The organism is Xanthomonas sp. WHRI 7064 (genome assembly GCF_040202355.2).
Taxonomy (GTDB): domain Bacteria; phylum Pseudomonadota; class Gammaproteobacteria; order Xanthomonadales; family Xanthomonadaceae; genus Xanthomonas; species Xanthomonas arboricola.
In genome coordinates this window covers 4,059,492-4,078,190 of sequence record NZ_CP167821.1, presented here as the reverse complement: position 1 = coordinate 4,078,190, position 18,699 = coordinate 4,059,492, and the positions used below count along the sequence as shown (strand labels likewise).

Here is an 18,699-nt window from a genome sequence, read left to right as displayed (position 1 = left end):
GTCTGGTGATGACTTGCTTCGGTCGCATAGCCGCTTCAAGACGCTGCACGTAACCGGCAACGCACTGGCGAAACGCGCTGCTGCATGCAGCGTGCGGTAAAGGGGCTGGTGAGGCCATGCGTGGCAGCACGCTGGTTTGAACGGCAGCGCTGCGCCGCCGCCGCTTGCGCAGCCCCCACCACGCTTGCACCATCGGTGAGCGGACATGCCGTTCGCGACTCAGGGATGACCACGATGTTGAAGATGCGTTTGCCGGTGCTGCTTGCCGCTGCTGGCTGCCTGTGCGCGTCGCTGGGCGCGCACGCACAGACCACCGTCATCACTGCTGCGCGCTTGCTGGATGTGCAGGCCGGTCGCTATCTGGAGCGGCCGCAGATCGAGGTGGTCGCTGGCCGTGTCACCCGCGTCGGCCGGCAAGGCGACCCGCTGCCGGCACAGGCGCAGCGCATCGAGTTGGGCGAGCGCACCTTGCTGCCGGGCTTGATCGACATGCATGTGCATCTCACCGTGGATCCCACGCTGGGGGGCTACAAGGGCCTGGAGTACACCGATAACTTCTGGACCGTGGTCGGGGTGGCCAATGCGGCCAGGACGCTGCGCGCAGGCTTTACCACGGTGCGCAATGTCGGCTCGCTCAATTACGACGACGTCGCGCTCAAGCAGGCGATCGAGCACGGCACCGTGCCCGGCCCGCGCATCGTACCGGCCACCTACGGCATCGGCGCGACCGGCGGTCATTGCGATGCCACCGAATTTCCGCCATCGGTGCGCGTCAGTGGCCCCGGCGTTGCCGATGGCCCGGACGCGATCCGCGCCGCGGTGCGCACGCTGCGCAAGTACGGCGCAGAGGTGATCAAGTTCTGTGGCACCGGCGGCGTGCTGTCCAAAACCGACAGCGTCGGCGGGCAGCAGTACAGCCTGGAAGAAATGCGCGCGCTGGTCGACGAAGCGCATCGGCCGGGATTGAAGGTCGCCGTGCATGCGCATGGCACCTCCGGCATCAACGATGCGATCCGTGCCGGTGCCGACACCATCGAGCACGCCAGCCTGGCCGACGTCGAATCCTTCAAGCTGGCCAAGGCGCACGGCACCTGGTTTTCGATGGACATCTACAACGACGACTACATCCTGGCCGAAGGCGAAAAGAATGGCCTGTTCGCCGAGTCGCTGGAAAAGGAACGCCAGATCGGGCGCAAGCAGCGCGAAACCTTTCGCGCCGCGCACGCGGCCGGGGTCGAGCTGGTATTCGGCAGCGATGGCGGCGTCTATCCCAACGGCGACAACGCACGCCAGTTCGCCAAGATGGTGGAGTGGGGCATGACTCCGCTGGAGGCGATCCGTGCCGCAACGACCGAAGCGGCCGAGGCCCTGGGGCGCACTGCCGATGTCGGTGCGATCGCCCCGGGCCGCTACGCGGATCTGATCGCGGTGAACGGCGATCCGCTGCAGGACGTCAACGTGTTGATGCAGGTGGACAGCGTGATCAAGGGCGGCGAGCGCGTGCTCGATTGAGGCGGCGCGCAGCTGCGTTGAACGATGCATCGTGACCTTGCGTAACCGGCCTGCGCAGCAGCTTACGCAGCCGATCTAACATGCGCGCCTGCAATCACATGCGCGTGCTGCCGCAGATGGCGCGCGCACGCTCAAGCCGTATTTTTACGGCTGAAACGACAACGCCCCGCACAAGGCGGGGCGTCATCAATCACAAGGCTGCGAAGCAGATCAGAACGCGAACGTCACGCCTGCAACCGGGCCCTTGAACTCCTGCTTCAGGCCGATCAGGCCGTCGCTGCCGCGCTGGTCGACGTCGAGCTTGAACCAGTCGTAGCCGGCGAAGATGCCGAAGTTCTTGGTGAAGCGGTATTCGGCAATCGCGTTGGCGCGGCTCAGGTCGCCGTCGTAATCGCCAAAGTCGCCCCAGCTGGTGTTGAGGTACTGGCCCTGCACGTTGAACAGCCAGTGCTCGCTCGGACGTGCGGTGAAGCGGATGCCGACCACCGGCGCAACGCCGTCTTCGCTTTCGTCCAGCACGTCGCCACTGAAGACGCTGCCGAGGTCGGCGTATGCGTTGGCTTCGACCTTGGCGTATTCAGCGCCGATCTGCAGGCCCAGGCTGAATTCCGGCGAGTCGATGACCGAGTAGTCATACACCAGGGTGGCAACCTGATACTTCAGCTCGCCCTTGATGAAGCTGCCAGTCGGCACGGTGACGCCACCGCCGCTGATGTCCTGGGTCAGGGTCTCGCGGCGATCCTTGTCGTACTTGAAGTAATCGAAGATCAGGCGCTGGCGGGTGCTGATGCGGAACACGCCATCGACGCGCGGCTCCCATTCCTTGCCACCGAGCTTGAAGTCTTCGTTGACCGACACGTTGTTGCCCGCCACCAGCGTGTTGCCACGGATGGTGTTGTCGTTGTCGACGTTCATCGCACCCAGACGGAGCTGGAAGCGGTCATCGGTATCTTCGGCGTGCGCCGGCGCGGCGTAGGCGGCAGCCAATACGCACGGGATGGCCAGTGCGAGAAGGTGTTTCATGGGGAGCTCCGAATTCTTGGAATGGTCAGGCGTTTGGGCCTGTGCGGCGCATCTTCGATAAGACCGCGTCTTCCATAAGTGAAGGAGCTGTCGCATTGCTGTGAAGGCCGAGATAGCAATCGGACAAAACGGTCCGCTGCGTTAGGCTGTCAGACTTTAGTCGTACACCGCGCAATCCGGGCGCCAATGGCGAAGCGATATGGTCGGTGTCGCAGCACAGGGGGCCGATTGGACCGCCGATGGGAAGGTCGCAGGGTGCGACAAAATGCGTAAAAAGCAGGAGCCCCGGTGCTCCGGGGCTCCCATACGCGACCTGCGGCAGGACCTTTCGACGAGGATGTGCAGGCCTCGCCGGTTATGACCGCCGGTTTGTGGCAAAGTTCCCACCCGCCGCGGCAACCCCTGTATGGTGCGACGCAGCAACGGATGACCTCTGCCGGTTGTCTCGCAATTTGTCCCATTGCTATACTTTCGCGGCTCGACGAGGCGCATCTGCGCTTCCCACTCATTCACACGTAAGGTAACCGTAGTGCTGAACTCCGTTGACGCGGGTCGGCGGTTGATGCTGCGCGCTGCGGTATATCCGCTTGCCGCTGTAGCTATAACCAGTCTGGGGTTGCTGTTGGTCGGTCCCCGTTACTCTGCCGGTCTGGCATTGACCGGGTTTGCGACGGTGCTGGGCGGTTGGGTGGCAGCACGTACCGCGCTAGGTGGCGGTATTCAGGCAGCCGGCATTGCCATGGTCCGGCTGATTCTGGCGATGGTGTTGAAGTGGGTGTTGGTTTTCGTGGCGCTGGCGCTTGGCTTCGGCCTGTGGCGGCTGCCTCCTCTGGCCTTGCTGGCGGGTATCGCCATCGGGCTGATTTTTCAGGTTCTGGCTCTGGCCAGGCGTTGATTCGAACTTAAAGGGCTCCGGACACATGGCGGGCGAGGCAGCAACACCTACCTCCTATATCCAGCATCACTTGCAGAACCTGATCTATCCGGTTCGCGAGGGTGGCGGCACGTTTTGGACCATCCACGTCGACACCCTGGTCATGGCGGTGTTGATGGGCCTGGTGATGGTCTTCGCGTTCTGGACGGCGACCCGCAATGCCACCGCCGGCGTGCCGGGCAAGTGGCAGGCGTTTGTCGAGATCTGCCTGGAGTTCGTCGACCGCCAGGCCAAGGACACCTATCACGGCAGCAGCAAGCTGGTGACGCCGATCGCGATCACCATCTTCTTCTGGATCCTGTTGATGAACCTCATCAAGATGATCCCGGCCGATTTCATCGCCATCCCGCTGGGCTGGGCCGGCATCCACGCCTGGAAGCCGGTGCCCACCGCCGACGTCAATGCCACCCTGGGCATGTCGATCAGCGTGTTCTTCCTGATGATCGTCTTCTCGCTGCGCTCCAAGGGCGTGGGCGGTATGACCAAGGAATTCCTGACGGCGCCGTTCGGCAAGTGGATGATGCCGTTCAACCTGCTTTTGAACATCGTCGAGTGGCTGAGCAAGCCGATTTCGCTGGCGATGCGACTGTTCGGCAACATGTTCGGCGGCGAGATCGTCTTCCTGCTGATCTGGGTGCTGGGCGGTGCGGGCATCGCCGGCATGGTCGCTGGCGGCGTATTCGGCCTCGGCTGGATGCTGTTCCACCTGTTGGTGATTCCGCTGCAGGCCTTCATTTTCATGATGCTGTCGATCGTGTATCTGAGCCTTGCCGAAGACAGTCACTGAGTTTCGCTGCACCCTTCATACGCTTCATCCCGATTCATCCATCACCCTTAGAAACTTTCGTTCGGAGATCACCATGTACCTCGCCGTCCTGACCAACCTCGCTCAAGTCCAGAGCTCCACCGTCCTCGCCGTCGGCATCATGATCGGCCTGGCCGCGCTGGGTGCCGGCCTCGGTCTGGCCATCATGGCTGGCAAGTTCCTGGAATCGGCTGCGCGCCAGCCGGAACTGATCCCGGTGCTGCAGGTCCGCATGTTCATCACCGCCGGCCTGATCGACGCCGCGTTCATCATCAGCGTCGCCGTCGGCCTGCTGTTCGCCTTCGCCAACCCGCTGGCCCAGGTGTTCATCGAGCGTCTGTCGCAGGCTGCCGGCTGATCCAGCGGTAGCAGGATGTGGAGGCAACCGCGTGCGGTTGCGTCCGCGGATGAAGGTCGGAAAGCGTCGCTATGCGGTGGCGCTTTCACCCCTAAACAGCGATTGAGCGACCCATGGATATCACCCTTACCATCTTTGCCCAGGCGCTGGCCTTCGCCGGTCTGATCTGGATCGTCGCGACCAAGATCTGGCCGCCGCTGCTGCAGGCGATCGAAGAGCGTCAGCAAAAGATCGCTGAAGGTCTGGCTGCGGCCGATCGCAGTCAGAAGGATCTGGCGCAGGCGCAGGAAAAGGTCAACGAAGCACTGAAGGACGCACGCACCAAGGCCAACGAGATCATCGATCAGGCCCATGCGCGCGCCAACCAGATCATCGAAGCGGCCAAGCACGAGGCAATTGCCGAAGCCAACCGTCAGAAGGATCTGGCGCAGACCGAGATCGACGCGTCCGCCACGCGTGCCCGCGAGGAACTGCGCAAGCAGGTGTCCGTGCTGGCCGTCAGCGGTGCCGAAAAGCTGCTCAAGCGCGAAATCGATGCCAACGCCCACAAGGCGCTGCTCGACGAGCTGGCGGCGGAGATTTAATCGATGAGTCAGGCCCTCACACTTGCCCGTCCGTACGGCCGCGCCGCGTTTGCGATCGCGCGTGAGGGCGGCAACTTCGCGCCCTGGTCCGATGCGCTGGCGTTTTCGGCGCAGGTGGCCGGCGACCCGCGCGTGGCCGCGCTGCTGCTCAACCCGGCCCTGGGCCAGGATCAGGCAGTGACGTTGCTGGCGCCGCCGCAGGCGAGCGAAGACTATCTGCGTTTCCTCGGCCTGCTGGCCGACGCGCAGCGGCTGTCGCTGCTGCCGGAAGTGGCAGGACTGTACGAACAACTGCGGGCCGAAGCCGAACACGTCGTCAAGGCGACAGTGACCTCGGCGGCTGCAATGAGCCAGGCGGAACTGGACACGATCGCTGCTGCGCTGAAGAAGCGTTTCGGCCGCGAGGTGGACATCACCACCGCGGTGGATGCTTCGTTGATCGGCGGCGCGGTGATCGACACCGGCGACGTGGTCATCGACGGCTCGCTGAAGGGCAAGCTTGCGCGTCTGCAAAGCTCGCTCGCCCACTGAATTCACATAAACGCATGGCCCTCGCGGCCGGCACCTAGGACTGAACGATGGCAACCACGCTCAACCCCTCCGAAATCAGCGACCTGATCAAGACCCGCATCGAGGCGGTCAAGCTGTCCGCAGAGTCGCGCAACGAAGGCTCCGTGACCAGCGTGTCCGACGGCATCGTGCGCATCTTCGGCCTGGCCGACGTGATGCAGGGCGAAATGATCGAACTGCCGAACAACACCTTCGCGCTCGCACTGAACCTGGAGCGCGATTCGGTCGGCGCCGTGGTGCTGGGCGATTACGAAAACCTGCGCGAAGGCGACGTGGCTAAGACCACCGGCCGCATCCTGGAAGTGCCGGTCGGTCCGGAACTGCTCGGTCGCGTGGTCAACGCGCTGGGCGAGCCGATCGACGGCAAGGGCCCGCTGGGCGCCAGCCAGACCGCACCGGTTGAGCGCGTTGCGCCCGGCGTGATCTGGCGCAAGTCGGTCGACCAGCCGGTGCAGACCGGCTACAAGTCGGTCGATGCGATGATCCCGATCGGCCGCGGCCAGCGCGAGCTGGTCATCGGCGACCGTCAGACCGGCAAGACCGCGCTGGCGATCGATGCGGTGATCAACCAGAAGGGCACCGGCATCAAGTGCGTGTACGTGGCGATCGGCCAGAAGGCCTCGACCGTTGCCAACATCGTGCGCAAGCTCGAAGAAAACGGCGCGCTGGCGCACACCGTGGTGGTGGCTGCGACCGCGTCCGAATCGGCCGCGATGCAGTACATCAGCCCGTATGCCGGCTGCACCATGGGCGAGTACTTCATGGACCGCGGCGAAGACGCGCTGATCGTGTACGACGATCTGTCCAAGCAGGCCGTGGCCTACCGCCAGATCTCGCTGCTGCTCAAGCGCCCGCCGGGTCGCGAAGCCTATCCGGGCGACGTGTTCTATCTGCACTCCCGCCTGCTCGAGCGCGCTGCGCGCGTGTCCGAGGAGTACGTGGAGAAGTTCACCAACGGTGCGGTGACCGGCAAGACCGGTTCGCTGACCGCGCTGCCGATCATCGAAACGCAGGCCGGCGACGTGTCCGCGTTTGTGCCGACCAACGTGATCTCGATCACCGACGGCCAGATCTTCCTGGAAACCGATCTGTTCAACGCCGGCATCCGCCCGGCCGTGAATGCCGGTATCTCGGTGTCGCGCGTCGGTGGTGCGGCCCAGACCAAGATCATCAAGAAGCTGTCCGGCGGCATCCGTATCTCGCTGGCGCAGTACCGTGAGCTGGCCGCGTTCGCGCAGTTCGCCTCGGACCTGGACGAAGCCACCCGCAAGCAGCTCGAGCGCGGTCAGCGCGTCACCGAGCTGATGAAGCAGAAGCAGTACGCGCCGATGTCCATCGCCAACCAGGCGCTGTCGATCTATGCCGTCAACGAGGGCTACCTCGACGAAGTGCCGGTCAACAAGCTGCTGGCGTTCGAAGAAGGCCTGCACGCGCACTTCGCCAACACCCAGGGTGAGCTGGTCTCCAAGATCAACAGCACCGGCGGCTGGGACAACGACATCGAAGCTGCCTTCAAGAAGGGCATCGAAGAGTTCAAGACCACGGGCAGCTGGTAACAGCGCCGGGAGTCGGGATTGGACATTCGGGATTCGTAGAAGCGGTGATCTGAGGGCTTGAACGCCCAGGATCACCACTTCGGATCTCCAGATTCAGGTACTCGGGGTTTGTGGGTGAGGTGACGTCGGCGGCTTTGGCCAATCCCGAATCACCCATCTCGAATCCCACCATCGAAGCGAGCGAGTATGGCAGGCGGACGCGAAATCAAAACCAAGATCAAGAGCGTGCAGAACACCCGCAAGGTGACGCGCGCGCTCGAAATGGTCTCGGCCTCCAAGATCCGCAAGGCGCAGGACCGTATGAAGACCTCGCGTCCGTACGCGCAGGCGATGAAGCAGGTGATCGGGCATCTGGCGCAGGCCAGCACCGACTACCAGCATCCGTTCCTGGTCGAGCGCGAGCAGGTCAGGCGGGTCGGTTACATCGTGATCTCTTCCGATCGCGGCCTGGCCGGCGGCCTGAACAACAACTTGTTCCGCAGGATGCTGGGCGAAGTGCGCCCGTGGCAGGACAAGGGCGCCGAGATCGACGTGGTGACCATCGGCCAGAAGGCTTCGGCGTTCTTCCGTCGCATCAAGGTCAACATGGTCGGCAGCGTCACCCATCTGGGCGACAGTCCGCAGATCGAGCAGTTGATCGGTGTGATCAAGGTGATGCTGGATGCCTTCGTCGAGGGCAAGGTGGACCGCGTGTATCTGGTCTACAACCGCTTCGTGAACACGATGACGCAGAAGGCCAGCTTCGATCAGCTGCTGCCGCTGCCGGCCGCCGAGCACAAGGTGGCGCACCACGATTGGGATTACCTGTACGAACCCGATGCCGCGACCGTGCTGGAGCACGTGATGACGCGTTACATCGAGTCGCTGGTGTACCAGGCCGTGCTGGAAAACGTGGCCTCCGAGCATGCTGCGCGCATGGTGGCGATGAAGGCCGCCAGCGACAACGCCAACAAGATGATCGGCACCTTGCAACTGGTCTACAACAAGGCGCGTCAGGCGGCGATCACCCAGGAAATTTCGGAAATCGTCAGCGGCGCGGCCGCCGTATAGCCGGGAATAGGGAATGGAGAATCGGGAATGGTCGAAGCAGCAGCACTTGATCTTCCCATTCCCGACTCCCGTTTCCCTATTCCCGACACAAGAATCGAACAGACATTAGTGGAGTTATCCAAATGAGTCAGGGCAAGATCGTTCAGATCATCGGCGCGGTCGTCGACGTCGAATTCCAGCGCAATGAAGTGCCGAAGGTCTATCACGCGTTGAAGGTCGAAGGCACCGAAATCACCCTGGAAGTGCAGCAGCAGCTCGGCGATGGCGTGGTGCGCACGATTGCGCTCGGCTCCACCGACGGCCTGAAGCGCAACCTGCTGGCCACCAACACCGAGCGCGCGATTTCGGTGCCGGTCGGTGCCGGGACGCTGGGCCGCATCATGGACGTGCTGGGTCGTCCGATCGACGAAGCCGGTGACGTGCAGGCGTCGGACCATTGGGAAATCCATCGCGCTGCGCCGTCGTATGAAGACCAGTCCTCCAGCACCGAGCTGCTGGAAACCGGCATCAAGGTCATCGACCTGATGTGCCCGTTCGCCAAGGGCGGCAAGGTCGGCCTGTTCGGCGGCGCCGGCGTCGGCAAGACCGTCAACATGATGGAACTGATCAACAACATCGCCAAGGCGCACTCGGGCCTGTCCGTGTTTGCCGGCGTGGGCGAGCGTACCCGTGAGGGCAACGACTTCTACCACGAGATGAAAGACTCCAACGTGCTGGACAAGGTCGCGATGGTGTACGGCCAGATGAACGAGCCGCCGGGCAACCGTCTGCGCGTTGCGCTGACCGGCCTGACCATGGCCGAGTACTTCCGCGACGAGAAGGACGAGAACGGCAAGGGCAAGGACGTGCTGCTGTTCGTGGACAACATCTACCGCTACACGCTGGCCGGTACCGAAGTGTCCGCGCTGCTCGGCCGCATGCCGTCGGCAGTGGGCTACCAGCCGACCCTGGCTGAGGAAATGGGCGTGTTGCAGGAACGCATCACCTCGACCAAGAGCGGTTCGATCACCTCGATCCAGGCCGTGTACGTGCCTGCGGACGACCTGACCGACCCGTCGCCGGCGACCACCTTTGCCCACTTGGACTCCACCGTCACGCTGAGCCGTAACATCGCTTCGCTGGGTATCTACCCGGCGGTGGATCCGCTGGATTCCACCAGCCGCCAGATGGACCCGCTCGTGATCGGCACCGAGCATTACGACACCGCCCAGCGCGTCCAGCAGACCTTGCAGAAGTACAAGGAACTGAAGGACATCATCGCGATCCTGGGCATGGACGAGCTGAGCGAAGAAGACAAGCAGTCGGTGTCGCGCGCACGCAAGATCGAGCGCTTCTTCAGCCAGCCCTTCCACGTGGCCGAAGTGTTCACCGGCTCGCCGGGCAAGTACGTCTCGCTGAAGGACACCATCCGCGGCTTCAAGGCGATCTGCGACGGCGAGTACGACCACCTGCCGGAGCAGGCGTTCTACATGGTCGGCAGCATCGAAGAAGCCGTCGAGAAAGCCAACAAGATGAGCGCCAAGGCCTGATGGATTCCAGCCGCTGTGCGGCTGGAATCGGAATCGGGAATTGGGAATCGTAAAGGCGGGTTGTAGGCGAGTCGGAGTGCAGGAACCAGGAAGCGTGCGCAGCCAGCCGCTCTTCCCATTCCCGAATCCCGATTCCCGATTCCCCGCCTCACAGAGTGAGGCACCATGAGCACTATCCGTTGCGACATCGTCAGCGCCGAGAAGGAAATCTTCCACGGTGAGGCGACGCTGGTCGTGGCCACCGGCGAGTTGGGTGAGCTGGGCATCGCGCCCAAGCACGCACCGCTGATCACGCGCCTGAAGCCGGGCAAGGTGGTGGTCACCACCGCCAGCGGCGAACAGCTGGACTTCGCCATTTCTGGCGGCATCCTGGAAGTGCAGCCGCAGGTGGTGACCGTGCTGGTCGACACCGCGGTGCGCGCGCAGGACATCGACGAAGCCGCCGTGCGCAAGGTCAAGGAAGAGGCCGAGCGTCTGCTGGCCAACCGTGGCGACACGGTGGATGTGGCCGATGCGCAGCGTCGGCTCGCCGAGGCGACCGTGCAGCTGCAGGCATTGGAACGCTTGCGTCGCAATCTCAAGCACTAAGCACGCGGGCGTGCGCGCATTTGCTAGCGCACGCAAACGTGATACCCGATGCAGCGCCGCACGCCGGTGTGGAGTGAAAATGCCGACCCCAGGGTCGGCGTTTTCGTTTCTGGAGCTGCGTGTGCGTGGCGCCGCCCCCATGCCTGGGCACAGCAGGCACACTGCCTGCCTTGCGCTGTGCCGCCGGCTGCAGGTGGCGCGGCCCCTCACTCACGCACGTCGAGGAACACCCGATGACCCGCACGATCGATGGCTTTCGTAGTTACGCGTTGAGCGGCCTGCTGGCCGTGGCGATGCTGGGGTGCGCGCTGCCTGCACGCAGCCAGCCGCCGCTGGATCCGCTGCTGGATCGCATCGTGCAACGCAATGCCATCGGCGATGCGGTGGCGCTGAGCAAGTGGGACAGCGGCAAGCCGGTGCTGGACCAGACCCGCGAGGCGGCGGTGCTGCAGAGTGTGCGCGAGCAGGCGCCTGCGCATGGGCTGGATGCCGACAATGCGGCGCGCTTCTTCGCCGCGCAGATCGAGGCCAACAAGGCGGTGCAATACGCATTGTTGAACCACTGGCGCGAACGCGGACGCGCACCGGACACGGCGCGTCCGGATCTGACGAGCCTGCGCACGCGTCTGGATCAACTGCAAGGCGAATTGCTCGATGCACTGGCCGAGGTCGCGCCGGCACGCGCAGCGCCGCAATGCGCGACAAGCACCGCGCGTGCGGCGGCCCATTACGCCGCGCAATGGCAGCTGGACGCGCTGCATCGCGCGGCGCTGGTACGCAGCCTGGGCGATTTCTGCCACTGATACGTGCCGGGTCCGACACTGCCCGGGCTCAGGGACGCTCGCTCAGCGATACACCACGTGCCGGCCCAGGAAGAACGACACGATCGCCAGGCCGCCTTCCACCAGCGGTTTGGCCAGCCAGGCCTGGCGCAGGCCGACCAGATCCACCGTTACCGACAATAGCCAGGTGCTGATGAGTGTCAGCGCCAGCCACATCAGCGCAAAGCGGCGAAAACGCGGCCAACCCAGACGTGCGCCGCCTTCCTGGGCAAAGGTGTAGCGGCCGTTGAGCCAGAAGCCCAGCACCGCGCCACTGATCCGCCCGAGCAGATTGGCAGGCACGGCGGGCATGCCGGCCGCGGTGGCGGCGATGAAGATGCCGCAATCCACCGCCAGCTGTAGGGCACCAATGATCATGAATTGGCTGCCTTGGCGGAACAGACTCATGCAGGCCGTGTCATCGTTAAAGGGCGCTCATGCTAACGGCAGCGGCGCTTGAAAAGTGTCATCGTTGCGCGTGCTGCAGGCAGGACACGACGCACTACCGGGACAGCGACTAGAATTTGGCTCTCCCATGTTCTGGAACGCTTCGATGACTCTGCCCCTGCACGTCGTGATCCTGGCCGCGGGCGAGGGCAAGCGCATGCGCTCGTCCCTGCCCAAGGTGCTGCAGCCGCTGGCGGGCCAGCCGATGCTGGCACATGTGATCGCCACGGCGCGGCAGCTGCAGCCGGCAGCGATCCATGTGGTGCACGGGCACGGCGGCGAGCAGGTGCAGGCGGCATTTGCCGCGCAGGGCGATCTGCACTGGGCCGAGCAACGGCAGCAACTGGGTACCGGGCATGCGGTGCAGCAGGCGATGGATGCGATTCCGGATGCGGCCACGGTGCTGGTGCTGTACGGCGATGTGCCGCTGATCCAGTCGCAGGACCTGCTGCAGCTGCTGCACGCACCCGGGCGCATGGCGGTGCTGGTGGCCGATGTGCCCAATCCTACCGGCTACGGCCGCATCCTGCGCGATGCTGAGGGCAAGGTGGCCGCGATCGTCGAGCAGAAGGATGCCAACGACGAGCAGCGCCGCATCCGCACCATCAACACCGGCATCCTCACTGCCGAGTCCACGGCGCTGCGCCGCTGGCTGGCCGGCCTGTCCAACGAGAATGCGCAGGGCGAGTTCTATCTCACCGACGTGTTTGCCAGCGCCGCCGCCGATTTCACCCCGGCCGACATGGTGCATGTGGCCGACGCGCAGGATGTGGAAGGCGCCAACGACCCCTGGCAACTGGCGCAGCTGGAACGCGCCTGGCAGCTGCGTGCCGCCCGTGCGCTCTGCCTGCAGGGCGTGCGCATGGCCGACCCGGCGCGCGTGGAGCAGCGCGGCACGGTGACCGTGGGCAGCGATGTGCAGCTGGATATCGACGTGATCCTGGAAGGCGATGTGACGCTGGGCGATGGCGTGGTGATCGGTCCGTTCGTGCGCCTGCGCGATGTGACGCTCGGCGCCGGCACGCAGGTGCGCGCTCATTGCGATCTGGAAGGCGTGGTGACGGAAGGGGCGGTGCAGATTGGTCCATTCGCGCGGCTGCGTCCCGGCACCGTGCTGGCCGATGGCGTGCACATCGGCAACTTCGTCGAGACCAAGAAGGTCACGATGGGCGTGGGCAGCAAGGCCAACCATCTGACCTACCTGGGCGATGCGGTGATCGGCAGCAAGGTCAACATCGGCGCCGGCACCATCACCTGCAACTACGATGGGGTGAACAAGTCGCAGACCAGCATCGGCGATGGCGCCTTTGTCGGTTCCAACAGCGCACTGGTGGCACCGATCGAGATCGGTGCCATGGCCACCATCGGTGCGGGCTCGGTGATCACCCGCGACGCGCCTGCCGGCCAGCTCAGCGTCACGCGTGCGCGTCAGACCGTGGTCGAAGGCTGGGAACGCCCGACCAAGAAGTAGCTTGCCTGCAGGCGTGCGGCCTGGCTGCACGTCGCTGCAGCGCGCACAGCTGCTGTAAAGCGATGCCATGCATAGGCTATGCCCGTCACGATGGCTCAGGAGGTAGACGATGCGAACGCCACGTTGCGCGTTGCTGGTGACATGGCTGCTGCTATTGGCGGCAGTGCTGCCAGCTGCGGCCCATGCGCAGACGTACCGGCTGTATCTGGCACCGGACGGCAACGATGCGGCGGCAGGCACCAGCGCAACGACCGCGGTGCGGAGTCTGGCGGCCGCCCAGCAGCGGCTGCTGGAGCAGCGGCCCAGCGGCGCGGTGGACGTGGTGATCGCCGCCGGCACGTATCTGCGGCAGTCGGTGCAATGGACGTTCACCAACGGGGCGCCCATTCGCTTTATCGCCGCGTCCGACGCAGCCGCGCCACCGTGGTTCGACGGGCGCGGTGGCGCGACCTGGTTCACGCTGAAGGGCGGCGGCGATGCTGCCACCCGGTTGACCTTCATCGGGTTGAAGGTCAGCAACTACTGGATGGCGATGGACCTGGGCAGCAGCAAGCGCAGCGCGGACGGCAACAGCGGCAACATCATCCGCAACATGACCTTCGAACGGATCGGCGGTGTCCATGGCAGCAGCAGTGAGGCCGCCTATTCGTTCGCGGCGATCCGCCTGCAGAACTCGCGCGACAACCGCATCGAACGCAATCGCTTCGTGTCGATCGAAAACGATACTCGGACCTCGGGTTTCGTGCACGCGATCTACCTGGCGCGCCACTCGTCCGGCAACCGTATCGAAGGCAATACCTTCACCGACGTCAACGGCGATGCCGTGCGTACCCGCGATGCCTCCGACAACACCTACGTGGCGGCCAACCGTTTCGTCCGGGCCGGCAAGTACGCGGCGTTTTCGGACTGGATCAAGCCCGATGGCGAATGTCCGTCGCAAGGCGGGCAGTTCGTCGACAACACCGTGGGAGCCGGCTATTACGGCGCGATCGCCGCCACCCGCACCAGCGGTGCCGACGATGCCTGCGGTGCGTTGAAGCAAGCGCGGATTGAAGAACGCGGGACGATGCGCGGCAACTAGCCGGCCGCCGCAGCCGGCAGCAGCAAGGTGACGCACAACCCGCCGTGTTCGCGGTTATGCAGCGAGATGCGCCCGCCGTGCGCTTCGGCGATCTCGCGGGTGAGCGCAAGCCCGAGCCCGGTGCCATTGCGCTTGGTCGAGTAGAACGGCATCAGTGCGTTATGCAGCACGGCCTCGTTCATGCCGTTGCCGCGGTCCAGCACTTCGATCCGCAGCCATTGCGGCACGCGCGTGACGCGCACGGCGACATCGCTGTTGGGCGGCTGCGCTTCGCTGCAGGCTTCGTGCGCGTTCTTGAGCAGGTTGAGCAGCGCCTGCTCGATCTGCGCGGCATCGATGCGGCTGGAAACGTCGCTCAGTGCGCCCTGCAGCTGGAACGGAATCTGCTGCCGCAAACGCTCCAGGAACGGTGCCCATTCGATGGTCTGCAACTGCGGCTGCGGCAACTTGGCAAAGCGGGCGTAGCCGCGGATGAAGCCTTCCAGATGACGTGCGCGTTCTTCGATGGTCTCGAACACCGTGCCGAGCCGGTCGGTGCGTTCGCGGCGCAGCAACTCGGCGCCGGAATGCGCCAGCGAGGCGATCGGCGCGAGCGAATTGTTCAATTCATGGCTGATCACACGGATGACCTTCTTCCAGGTCTGCACTTCCTGGCGCCGCAGCTCGGTGGTCAGGGTGCGGATCAGCAGCAGCTCGTGACCGCGTCCGTTGAGATGGAAACTGCGGCGTGACAGGTGATAGATCTGCTCGTCGTCTTCGTCATCGCCGTCCTCGCGGACCGCAAACAGGCAATCGCCGCCGCGGGCCAGCGCATCGCGCAGCTCGCCGGGCATGCGCGCCAGCACGTCGTCCAGGTGCTGGCCCTCGAGCTTGCGCCCATCGTGCAGCAGCTTGCGTGCGGCGTTGTTGGAAAAACCGATGCGGCGCACGCCATCGCCACCGGCCACCACCAGCAGCATCGCCACCGGGGTGTTCTGCAGCATGGTGTCCAGCATCAGTTCGCGCTGCACCAGGTTGCGCCGTTGCGCGCGCAGCACCTCGCCCAGTTCCGCGTGCGCCTGCACCAGCTGCGCCAGCTCGTCGTTGCCGCGCCAGTACACGCCGAAGTTGTATTCGCCATCGCGGTAGCTGCTGGTGGTGCCGGCCAGGGCACGAAACAGCGAGCGCATCGGCGCAGTGGCGCGGCTGAGGCTGAACCACATGGCCGACAGCAGCACCACCACTGATACCGCAGCCACTTGCCAGCCACGGTCCATCCAGTACGCCATGAACCAGGGCAGCGCGGCGGCCAGCGCCAGCACCGGCAACAGCCGCAAGAACAGCGAGAACGTGAAGGAACGTTGCCACATGTCGGGAATCATTCCGAAGTGATGCCGTAGCGGTCCATGCGCCGGTACAGCGCCTGCCGGCTCAGCCCCAGCTCGGCAGCGGCCTGGGCGATGACGCCCTGCGCGCGCGCCAGTGCCTGTTCGATACGGGCGCGATCCGGCTCGCCGGTTGCCGGCGCGGCCGGGCGCGACACGGCTGCGCGCGGCAGGTTCAGATCGCCGGCTTCGATGCGCACGCCTTGCGCAAGCAGCGACGCGCGCTGCAGCACGTTGCGCAGCTCGCGCACGTTGCCGGGCCAGGCGTGCCGCTGCAGGGCATCGCGCGCCTGCGTGGACAAGGGTTTTTCGCCGGCGAGGAAGTGCTCGGCCAACGGCCCGATATCGCCGGGGCGTTCGGCCAGGGCGGGCAGCGCGATTTCCACCGTGTTGAGGCGGTAATACAGGTCTTCGCGGAAGCTGCCATCGCGGATCATCGCCTGCAGGTCGGCATTGGTGGCGCTGATCACCCGCACCTTGGCGTGGCGTTCACGGTTGGAGCCCAGCCGCTCGTAACGGCCGGTTTCCAGCACGCGCAGCAGCTTCATCTGCCCGGCCAGCGGCAGGTTGCCGATTTCGTCCAGAAACAGCGTGCCGCCATCGGCGGCTTCGAACTTGCCTTCGCGCGCCTTGTTGGCGCCGGTATACGCGCCGGCTTCGGCGCCGAACAGTTCGGCTTCGATCAGTTCGCCCGGCAATGCGCCGCAATTGAGCGCAATGAAGGGGCCGTGTTTGGCCGGCGAGTTGGCCTGGATGATCTCGGCGATCTTCTCCTTGCCGCTGCCGTTGGGGCCGGTGATCAGCACCGGCAGATCCGAGCGTGCGACCTGGCAGGCGAGCGCGATCGCGCGTTCGCTGGCGGGGTCGGCGAACACCGCGCCACGCAGGTCGTAACGTTGGGTCAGCTGCTCGCGACCGCGCCGCTCGCGCTCGCGCCGACGTTCCAGCTCGCGGCGGGCTTCGGACAGCTCCAGCAGGTTGTTGACCGTGGTCAGCAGCTTGGTGTCGTCCCAGGGCTTGGCGATGTAGTCGGCCGCACCGGCCTTGACCAGGCCCACCGCGCTGCCCAGGTGGGTCCAGGCAGTGAGCAGGATCACCGGCAGGTCCGGGTGGCGCTGACGGATCTGGGTGAACAGCGCTTCGCCTTCCTCGCCGGAGGTGGTGTCGGCGGTGAAGTTCATGTCCTGGATCACCAGATCGAATCCCTGCTCGTCCAGCAGCGCCAACCCGGCCTGCGGCGAGTGCGCATGCCGCGCCTCGATATCGTGCAGCGAGAACAGCACCTCCAGCGCAGTGGCCACAGCGGTGTTGTCGTCGATGATCAGGATCTGCGGCATCGCGGTGCTCGGTGAAAGGCGCGGGAGGGAAGGGCTATCAGAACAGGATTCGGCGCGTGGCGGAACTGTGCGAGCAATAGGAAGGGTAGGTGCCTGACTGGCCTTTGCCAGACCGAGCTGATTGCGGCACTGCAGTGATCGCCTGATCGGTGCGATGAGGTTGGCAGCGGACATGCGTCGATGCCGAGCTCAAGTGCAGATCCAGGCGCAACGCTGGATATCAGCACGGGGCAGGGGCCTGCGACACAGGCGCCTTGGTAGACAGGGCGGTGGTGACAAAATCGGCATTGCCCAGGCGGCCGACGGCCAAGTCACTTGTGGCGATGCTGCCATCGCGCAGGATCTAAGCAACATCACTGTGTGCTGTGTGCTGCGCGTCAGTGGGTCGACAGCGACCGCTGACGCGCAGCGTGCGCATCACGCGCTGCGTGTGGCCACCGCCGGCGGCACCATCGCGGCACGCCGTGCGGGCCAGTACACGGCGATCTGGCCCAGCGCCCAGAGCAACAGTGCGCCGATCGGCAGATACAGCACCGGCAGGCGCGGCAATTCGTAGCGGGCCATCAGCCAGACATTGATCGAGTACGCCAGCAACATGCCGAGCACGATACCGACTGAGGCGAGCAGAAAATTCTCGATCTGGAAGTAGCGCAGGATCTGGCCGCGTGTGGCACCCAGTGCACGACGAATGCCAATCTGCTTGGTGCGTTGCTGCACCCAGAAGCTGGCCAGGCCGACGATGCCCAGCGCGGTGACGATCAGCAGCGCGATGCAGACCGCACCAAGCAGCCAGACCATGGCGCGGTCGTTCTGGAAGTATTCCTCGCGGATCTCGCTATAGGTCTGTTGCTTCAGCACCAGCCGGCTGTTGTCCAGCTTCATCAATGCGGCGACCGCAGATTGCAACACCTCTGCGCGACGCGTCTGATCGGTCACACGGATCATGTACTGGCCTGAGGTGTAATCGATGCGGATTGGCAGCAGCATCGAGTAATTGCTCTGGTTGACGCCATTGGAATTGCTGTTGTTGGGGCGTGCCAGTGTCTGCACGATGCCGATTATGTGTAACGCCGTCTCGCCCGCGTAAATTGTCTTGCCCAACGCAGGTTGGGTCGGGAACAGTTTGTCGGCCATGGTCTGCGCGATGATCACCGAAATGCCTTTTTTATCGAGAGACCTGTCGTTATTCGCCTGCTCCATATCAATGATTTCGTTTGCAGTGAAATCCCTGCCTGCCACCAGTTGCAGGCCAAGCGTGCTCACAGCACTTTCGCCCGACATGTATTGCGCAGCATTGAGCGTCTGACGCTCCTGCTCTCGGGTCAGGGAGATGCTGCTGTTCCAGGAATAATTGACGAAGGGAATCTGATTGATTGCTGTCGCCCCGCGTACACCGGGCAGGCTGCGCAGTGCTGCCATATCCTCACGCGTGCGCGCTTCTGCATTGACCTGGGTGCCGATGCCTCCCAATTGGATGCTGACCAGTTCCGATTCGGCGATGCCGCTGGGCTGCTGCAGCGTTTCAATGCGGTTGCCGATCAGAAACATGGCATTGCAGATGATCGCGCAGGCCAGTGCGATCTCGAGCACGATCAGCGCTGCTGCTGTCTTGTGACGGCGCAACGTGGAAATGATGGGGCGGATGTCCATGGGTGGTACCTTCGATGAG

Annotated in this window: 18 protein-coding genes; 13 read left to right on the top strand and 5 right to left on the bottom strand. The window is 64.4% G+C overall.

The genetic code is table 11. The annotated features are described in order from the left end of the window. Positions 1 to 234 precede the first annotated feature (234 nt). A complete protein-coding gene (locus ABQY74_RS17265) occupies positions 235 to 1,512 on the top strand; it encodes an amidohydrolase family protein (protein ID WP_181143022.1) in 1,278 nt (425 codons plus the stop codon). Positions 1,513 to 1,722: 210 nt separating this feature from the next. On the opposite strand, the gene ABQY74_RS17260 is transcribed toward ABQY74_RS17265, so the two are convergent. Continuing rightward, positions 1,723 to 2,535: a hypothetical protein gene (locus tag ABQY74_RS17260; RefSeq protein WP_026064024.1), complete on the bottom strand. Its 813-nt coding sequence runs from the start codon at positions 2,533 to 2,535 to the stop codon at positions 1,723 to 1,725. 529 nt (positions 2,536 to 3,064) lie between these two features. On the opposite strand from ABQY74_RS17260, the gene ABQY74_RS17255 reads away from it, so the two are divergent. The 10 genes from ABQY74_RS17255 to ABQY74_RS17210 all read left to right on the top strand — a co-directional run bounded on the left by ABQY74_RS17255 (position 3,065) and on the right by ABQY74_RS17210 (position 11,312). Beyond that, positions 3,065 to 3,430, top strand: coding sequence for a hypothetical protein (locus ABQY74_RS17255; protein WP_016901016.1), 366 nt, complete (start codon positions 3,065 to 3,067; stop codon positions 3,428 to 3,430). Between the two features lie 25 nt (positions 3,431 to 3,455). Continuing rightward, positions 3,456 to 4,256, top strand: a complete 801-nt coding sequence (gene atpB, locus ABQY74_RS17250; protein WP_016901015.1) for a F0F1 ATP synthase subunit A — start codon at positions 3,456 to 3,458, stop codon at positions 4,254 to 4,256. Positions 4,257 to 4,329: 73 nt separating this feature from the next. Next, complete coding sequence (gene atpE, locus ABQY74_RS17245; protein ID WP_002814105.1) at positions 4,330 to 4,632, top strand: F0F1 ATP synthase subunit C; 303 nt, start codon at positions 4,330 to 4,332, stop codon at positions 4,630 to 4,632. Positions 4,633 to 4,745: 113 nt separating this feature from the next. Then, on the top strand, positions 4,746 to 5,216 hold the full coding sequence (locus ABQY74_RS17240; protein WP_016901014.1) for a F0F1 ATP synthase subunit B: 471 nt from the start codon (positions 4,746 to 4,748) through the stop codon (positions 5,214 to 5,216). A gap of 3 nt (positions 5,217 to 5,219) precedes the next feature. After that, positions 5,220 to 5,747, top strand: coding sequence for a F0F1 ATP synthase subunit delta (locus tag ABQY74_RS17235; RefSeq protein ID WP_016901013.1), 528 nt, complete (start codon positions 5,220 to 5,222; stop codon positions 5,745 to 5,747). A 47-nt stretch (positions 5,748 to 5,794) separates the two neighbouring features. Continuing rightward, complete coding sequence (gene atpA / locus ABQY74_RS17230) at positions 5,795 to 7,342, top strand: F0F1 ATP synthase subunit alpha (protein WP_047127371.1); 1,548 nt, start codon at positions 5,795 to 5,797, stop codon at positions 7,340 to 7,342. Positions 7,343 to 7,528: 186 nt separating this feature from the next. Further along, complete coding sequence (gene atpG, locus ABQY74_RS17225; protein WP_102583529.1) at positions 7,529 to 8,392, top strand: F0F1 ATP synthase subunit gamma; 864 nt, start codon at positions 7,529 to 7,531, stop codon at positions 8,390 to 8,392. 122 nt (positions 8,393 to 8,514) lie between these two features. Further along, entirely contained in the window at positions 8,515 to 9,921 is a 1,407-nt protein-coding gene (gene atpD, locus ABQY74_RS17220; protein ID WP_016901010.1) for a F0F1 ATP synthase subunit beta, read from the top strand. 165 nt (positions 9,922 to 10,086) lie between these two features. Then, positions 10,087 to 10,509 (top strand): F0F1 ATP synthase subunit epsilon, encoded by a 423-nt coding sequence (locus ABQY74_RS17215; RefSeq protein WP_024938404.1) that lies wholly within the window; start codon positions 10,087 to 10,089, stop codon positions 10,507 to 10,509. 233 nt (positions 10,510 to 10,742) lie between these two features. Beyond that, on the top strand, positions 10,743 to 11,312 hold the full coding sequence (locus ABQY74_RS17210) for a chorismate mutase (protein WP_349792475.1): 570 nt from the start codon (positions 10,743 to 10,745) through the stop codon (positions 11,310 to 11,312). Between the two features lie 42 nt (positions 11,313 to 11,354). On the opposite strand, the gene ABQY74_RS17205 is transcribed toward ABQY74_RS17210, so the two are convergent. Further along, positions 11,355 to 11,738, bottom strand: a complete 384-nt coding sequence (locus ABQY74_RS17205; protein WP_039518775.1) for a GtrA family protein — start codon at positions 11,736 to 11,738, stop codon at positions 11,355 to 11,357. A gap of 145 nt (positions 11,739 to 11,883) precedes the next feature. Here ABQY74_RS17205 and glmU point away from each other — a divergent pair, with 145 nt between their 5' ends. Then, positions 11,884 to 13,248, top strand: a complete 1,365-nt coding sequence (gene glmU / locus ABQY74_RS17200) for a bifunctional UDP-N-acetylglucosamine diphosphorylase/glucosamine-1-phosphate N-acetyltransferase GlmU (RefSeq protein ID WP_024938401.1) — start codon at positions 11,884 to 11,886, stop codon at positions 13,246 to 13,248. A 109-nt stretch (positions 13,249 to 13,357) separates the two neighbouring features. After that, positions 13,358 to 14,329 (top strand): NosD domain-containing protein, encoded by a 972-nt coding sequence (locus ABQY74_RS17195; RefSeq protein ID WP_349792472.1) that lies wholly within the window; start codon positions 13,358 to 13,360, stop codon positions 14,327 to 14,329. Here ABQY74_RS17195 and ABQY74_RS17190 read toward each other — a convergent pair. From ABQY74_RS17190 to ABQY74_RS17180, 3 genes are all read right to left on the bottom strand, one after another. Further along, on the bottom strand, positions 14,326 to 15,678 hold the full coding sequence (locus ABQY74_RS17190; protein WP_016901004.1) for a PAS domain-containing sensor histidine kinase: 1,353 nt from the start codon (positions 15,676 to 15,678) through the stop codon (positions 14,326 to 14,328). The genes ABQY74_RS17195 and ABQY74_RS17190 overlap by 4 nt on opposite strands. Before the next feature lie 8 nt (positions 15,679 to 15,686). Beyond that, positions 15,687 to 17,030 (bottom strand): sigma-54 dependent transcriptional regulator, encoded by a 1,344-nt coding sequence (locus tag ABQY74_RS17185; protein WP_053045896.1) that lies wholly within the window; start codon positions 17,028 to 17,030, stop codon positions 15,687 to 15,689. A gap of 417 nt (positions 17,031 to 17,447) precedes the next feature. Beyond that, positions 17,448 to 18,680 (bottom strand): FtsX-like permease family protein, encoded by a 1,233-nt coding sequence (locus tag ABQY74_RS17180; protein WP_349792470.1) that lies wholly within the window; start codon positions 18,678 to 18,680, stop codon positions 17,448 to 17,450. Positions 18,681 to 18,699 lie beyond the last annotated feature (19 nt).

Excerpts from the sequence above, each read along its gene's own strand:
- ABQY74_RS17215 (WP_024938404.1), top strand. The coding sequence starts at position 10,087 with ATGAGCACTATCCGTTGCGACATCGTCAGCGCCGAGAAGGAAATCTTC.
- ABQY74_RS17210 (WP_349792475.1), top strand. The coding sequence starts at position 10,743 with ATGACCCGCACGATCGATGGCTTTCGTAGTTACGCGTTGAGCGGCCTG.
- atpE (WP_002814105.1), top strand. The coding sequence starts at position 4,330 with ATGTACCTCGCCGTCCTGACCAACCTCGCTCAAGTCCAGAGCTCCACC.
- atpG (WP_102583529.1), top strand. The coding sequence starts at position 7,529 with ATGGCAGGCGGACGCGAAATCAAAACCAAGATCAAGAGCGTGCAGAAC.
- ABQY74_RS17260 (WP_026064024.1), bottom strand. The coding sequence starts at position 2,535 with ATGAAACACCTTCTCGCACTGGCCATCCCGTGCGTATTGGCTGCCGCC.
- ABQY74_RS17180 (WP_349792470.1), bottom strand. The coding sequence starts at position 18,680 with ATGGACATCCGCCCCATCATTTCCACGTTGCGCCGTCACAAGACAGCA.
- atpB (WP_016901015.1), top strand. The coding sequence starts at position 3,456 with ATGGCGGGCGAGGCAGCAACACCTACCTCCTATATCCAGCATCACTTG.
- ABQY74_RS17240 (WP_016901014.1), top strand. The coding sequence starts at position 4,746 with ATGGATATCACCCTTACCATCTTTGCCCAGGCGCTGGCCTTCGCCGGT.
- ABQY74_RS17265 (WP_181143022.1), top strand. The coding sequence starts at position 235 with ATGTTGAAGATGCGTTTGCCGGTGCTGCTTGCCGCTGCTGGCTGCCTG.
- ABQY74_RS17195 (WP_349792472.1), top strand. The coding sequence starts at position 13,358 with ATGCGAACGCCACGTTGCGCGTTGCTGGTGACATGGCTGCTGCTATTG.
- atpA (WP_047127371.1), top strand. The coding sequence starts at position 5,795 with ATGGCAACCACGCTCAACCCCTCCGAAATCAGCGACCTGATCAAGACC.
- atpD (WP_016901010.1), top strand. The coding sequence starts at position 8,515 with ATGAGTCAGGGCAAGATCGTTCAGATCATCGGCGCGGTCGTCGACGTC.
- ABQY74_RS17185 (WP_053045896.1), bottom strand. The coding sequence starts at position 17,030 with ATGCCGCAGATCCTGATCATCGACGACAACACCGCTGTGGCCACTGCG.
- glmU (WP_024938401.1), top strand. The coding sequence starts at position 11,884 with ATGACTCTGCCCCTGCACGTCGTGATCCTGGCCGCGGGCGAGGGCAAG.
- ABQY74_RS17235 (WP_016901013.1), top strand. The coding sequence starts at position 5,220 with ATGAGTCAGGCCCTCACACTTGCCCGTCCGTACGGCCGCGCCGCGTTT.
- ABQY74_RS17205 (WP_039518775.1), bottom strand. The coding sequence starts at position 11,738 with ATGAGTCTGTTCCGCCAAGGCAGCCAATTCATGATCATTGGTGCCCTA.
- ABQY74_RS17190 (WP_016901004.1), bottom strand. The coding sequence starts at position 15,678 with ATGTGGCAACGTTCCTTCACGTTCTCGCTGTTCTTGCGGCTGTTGCCG.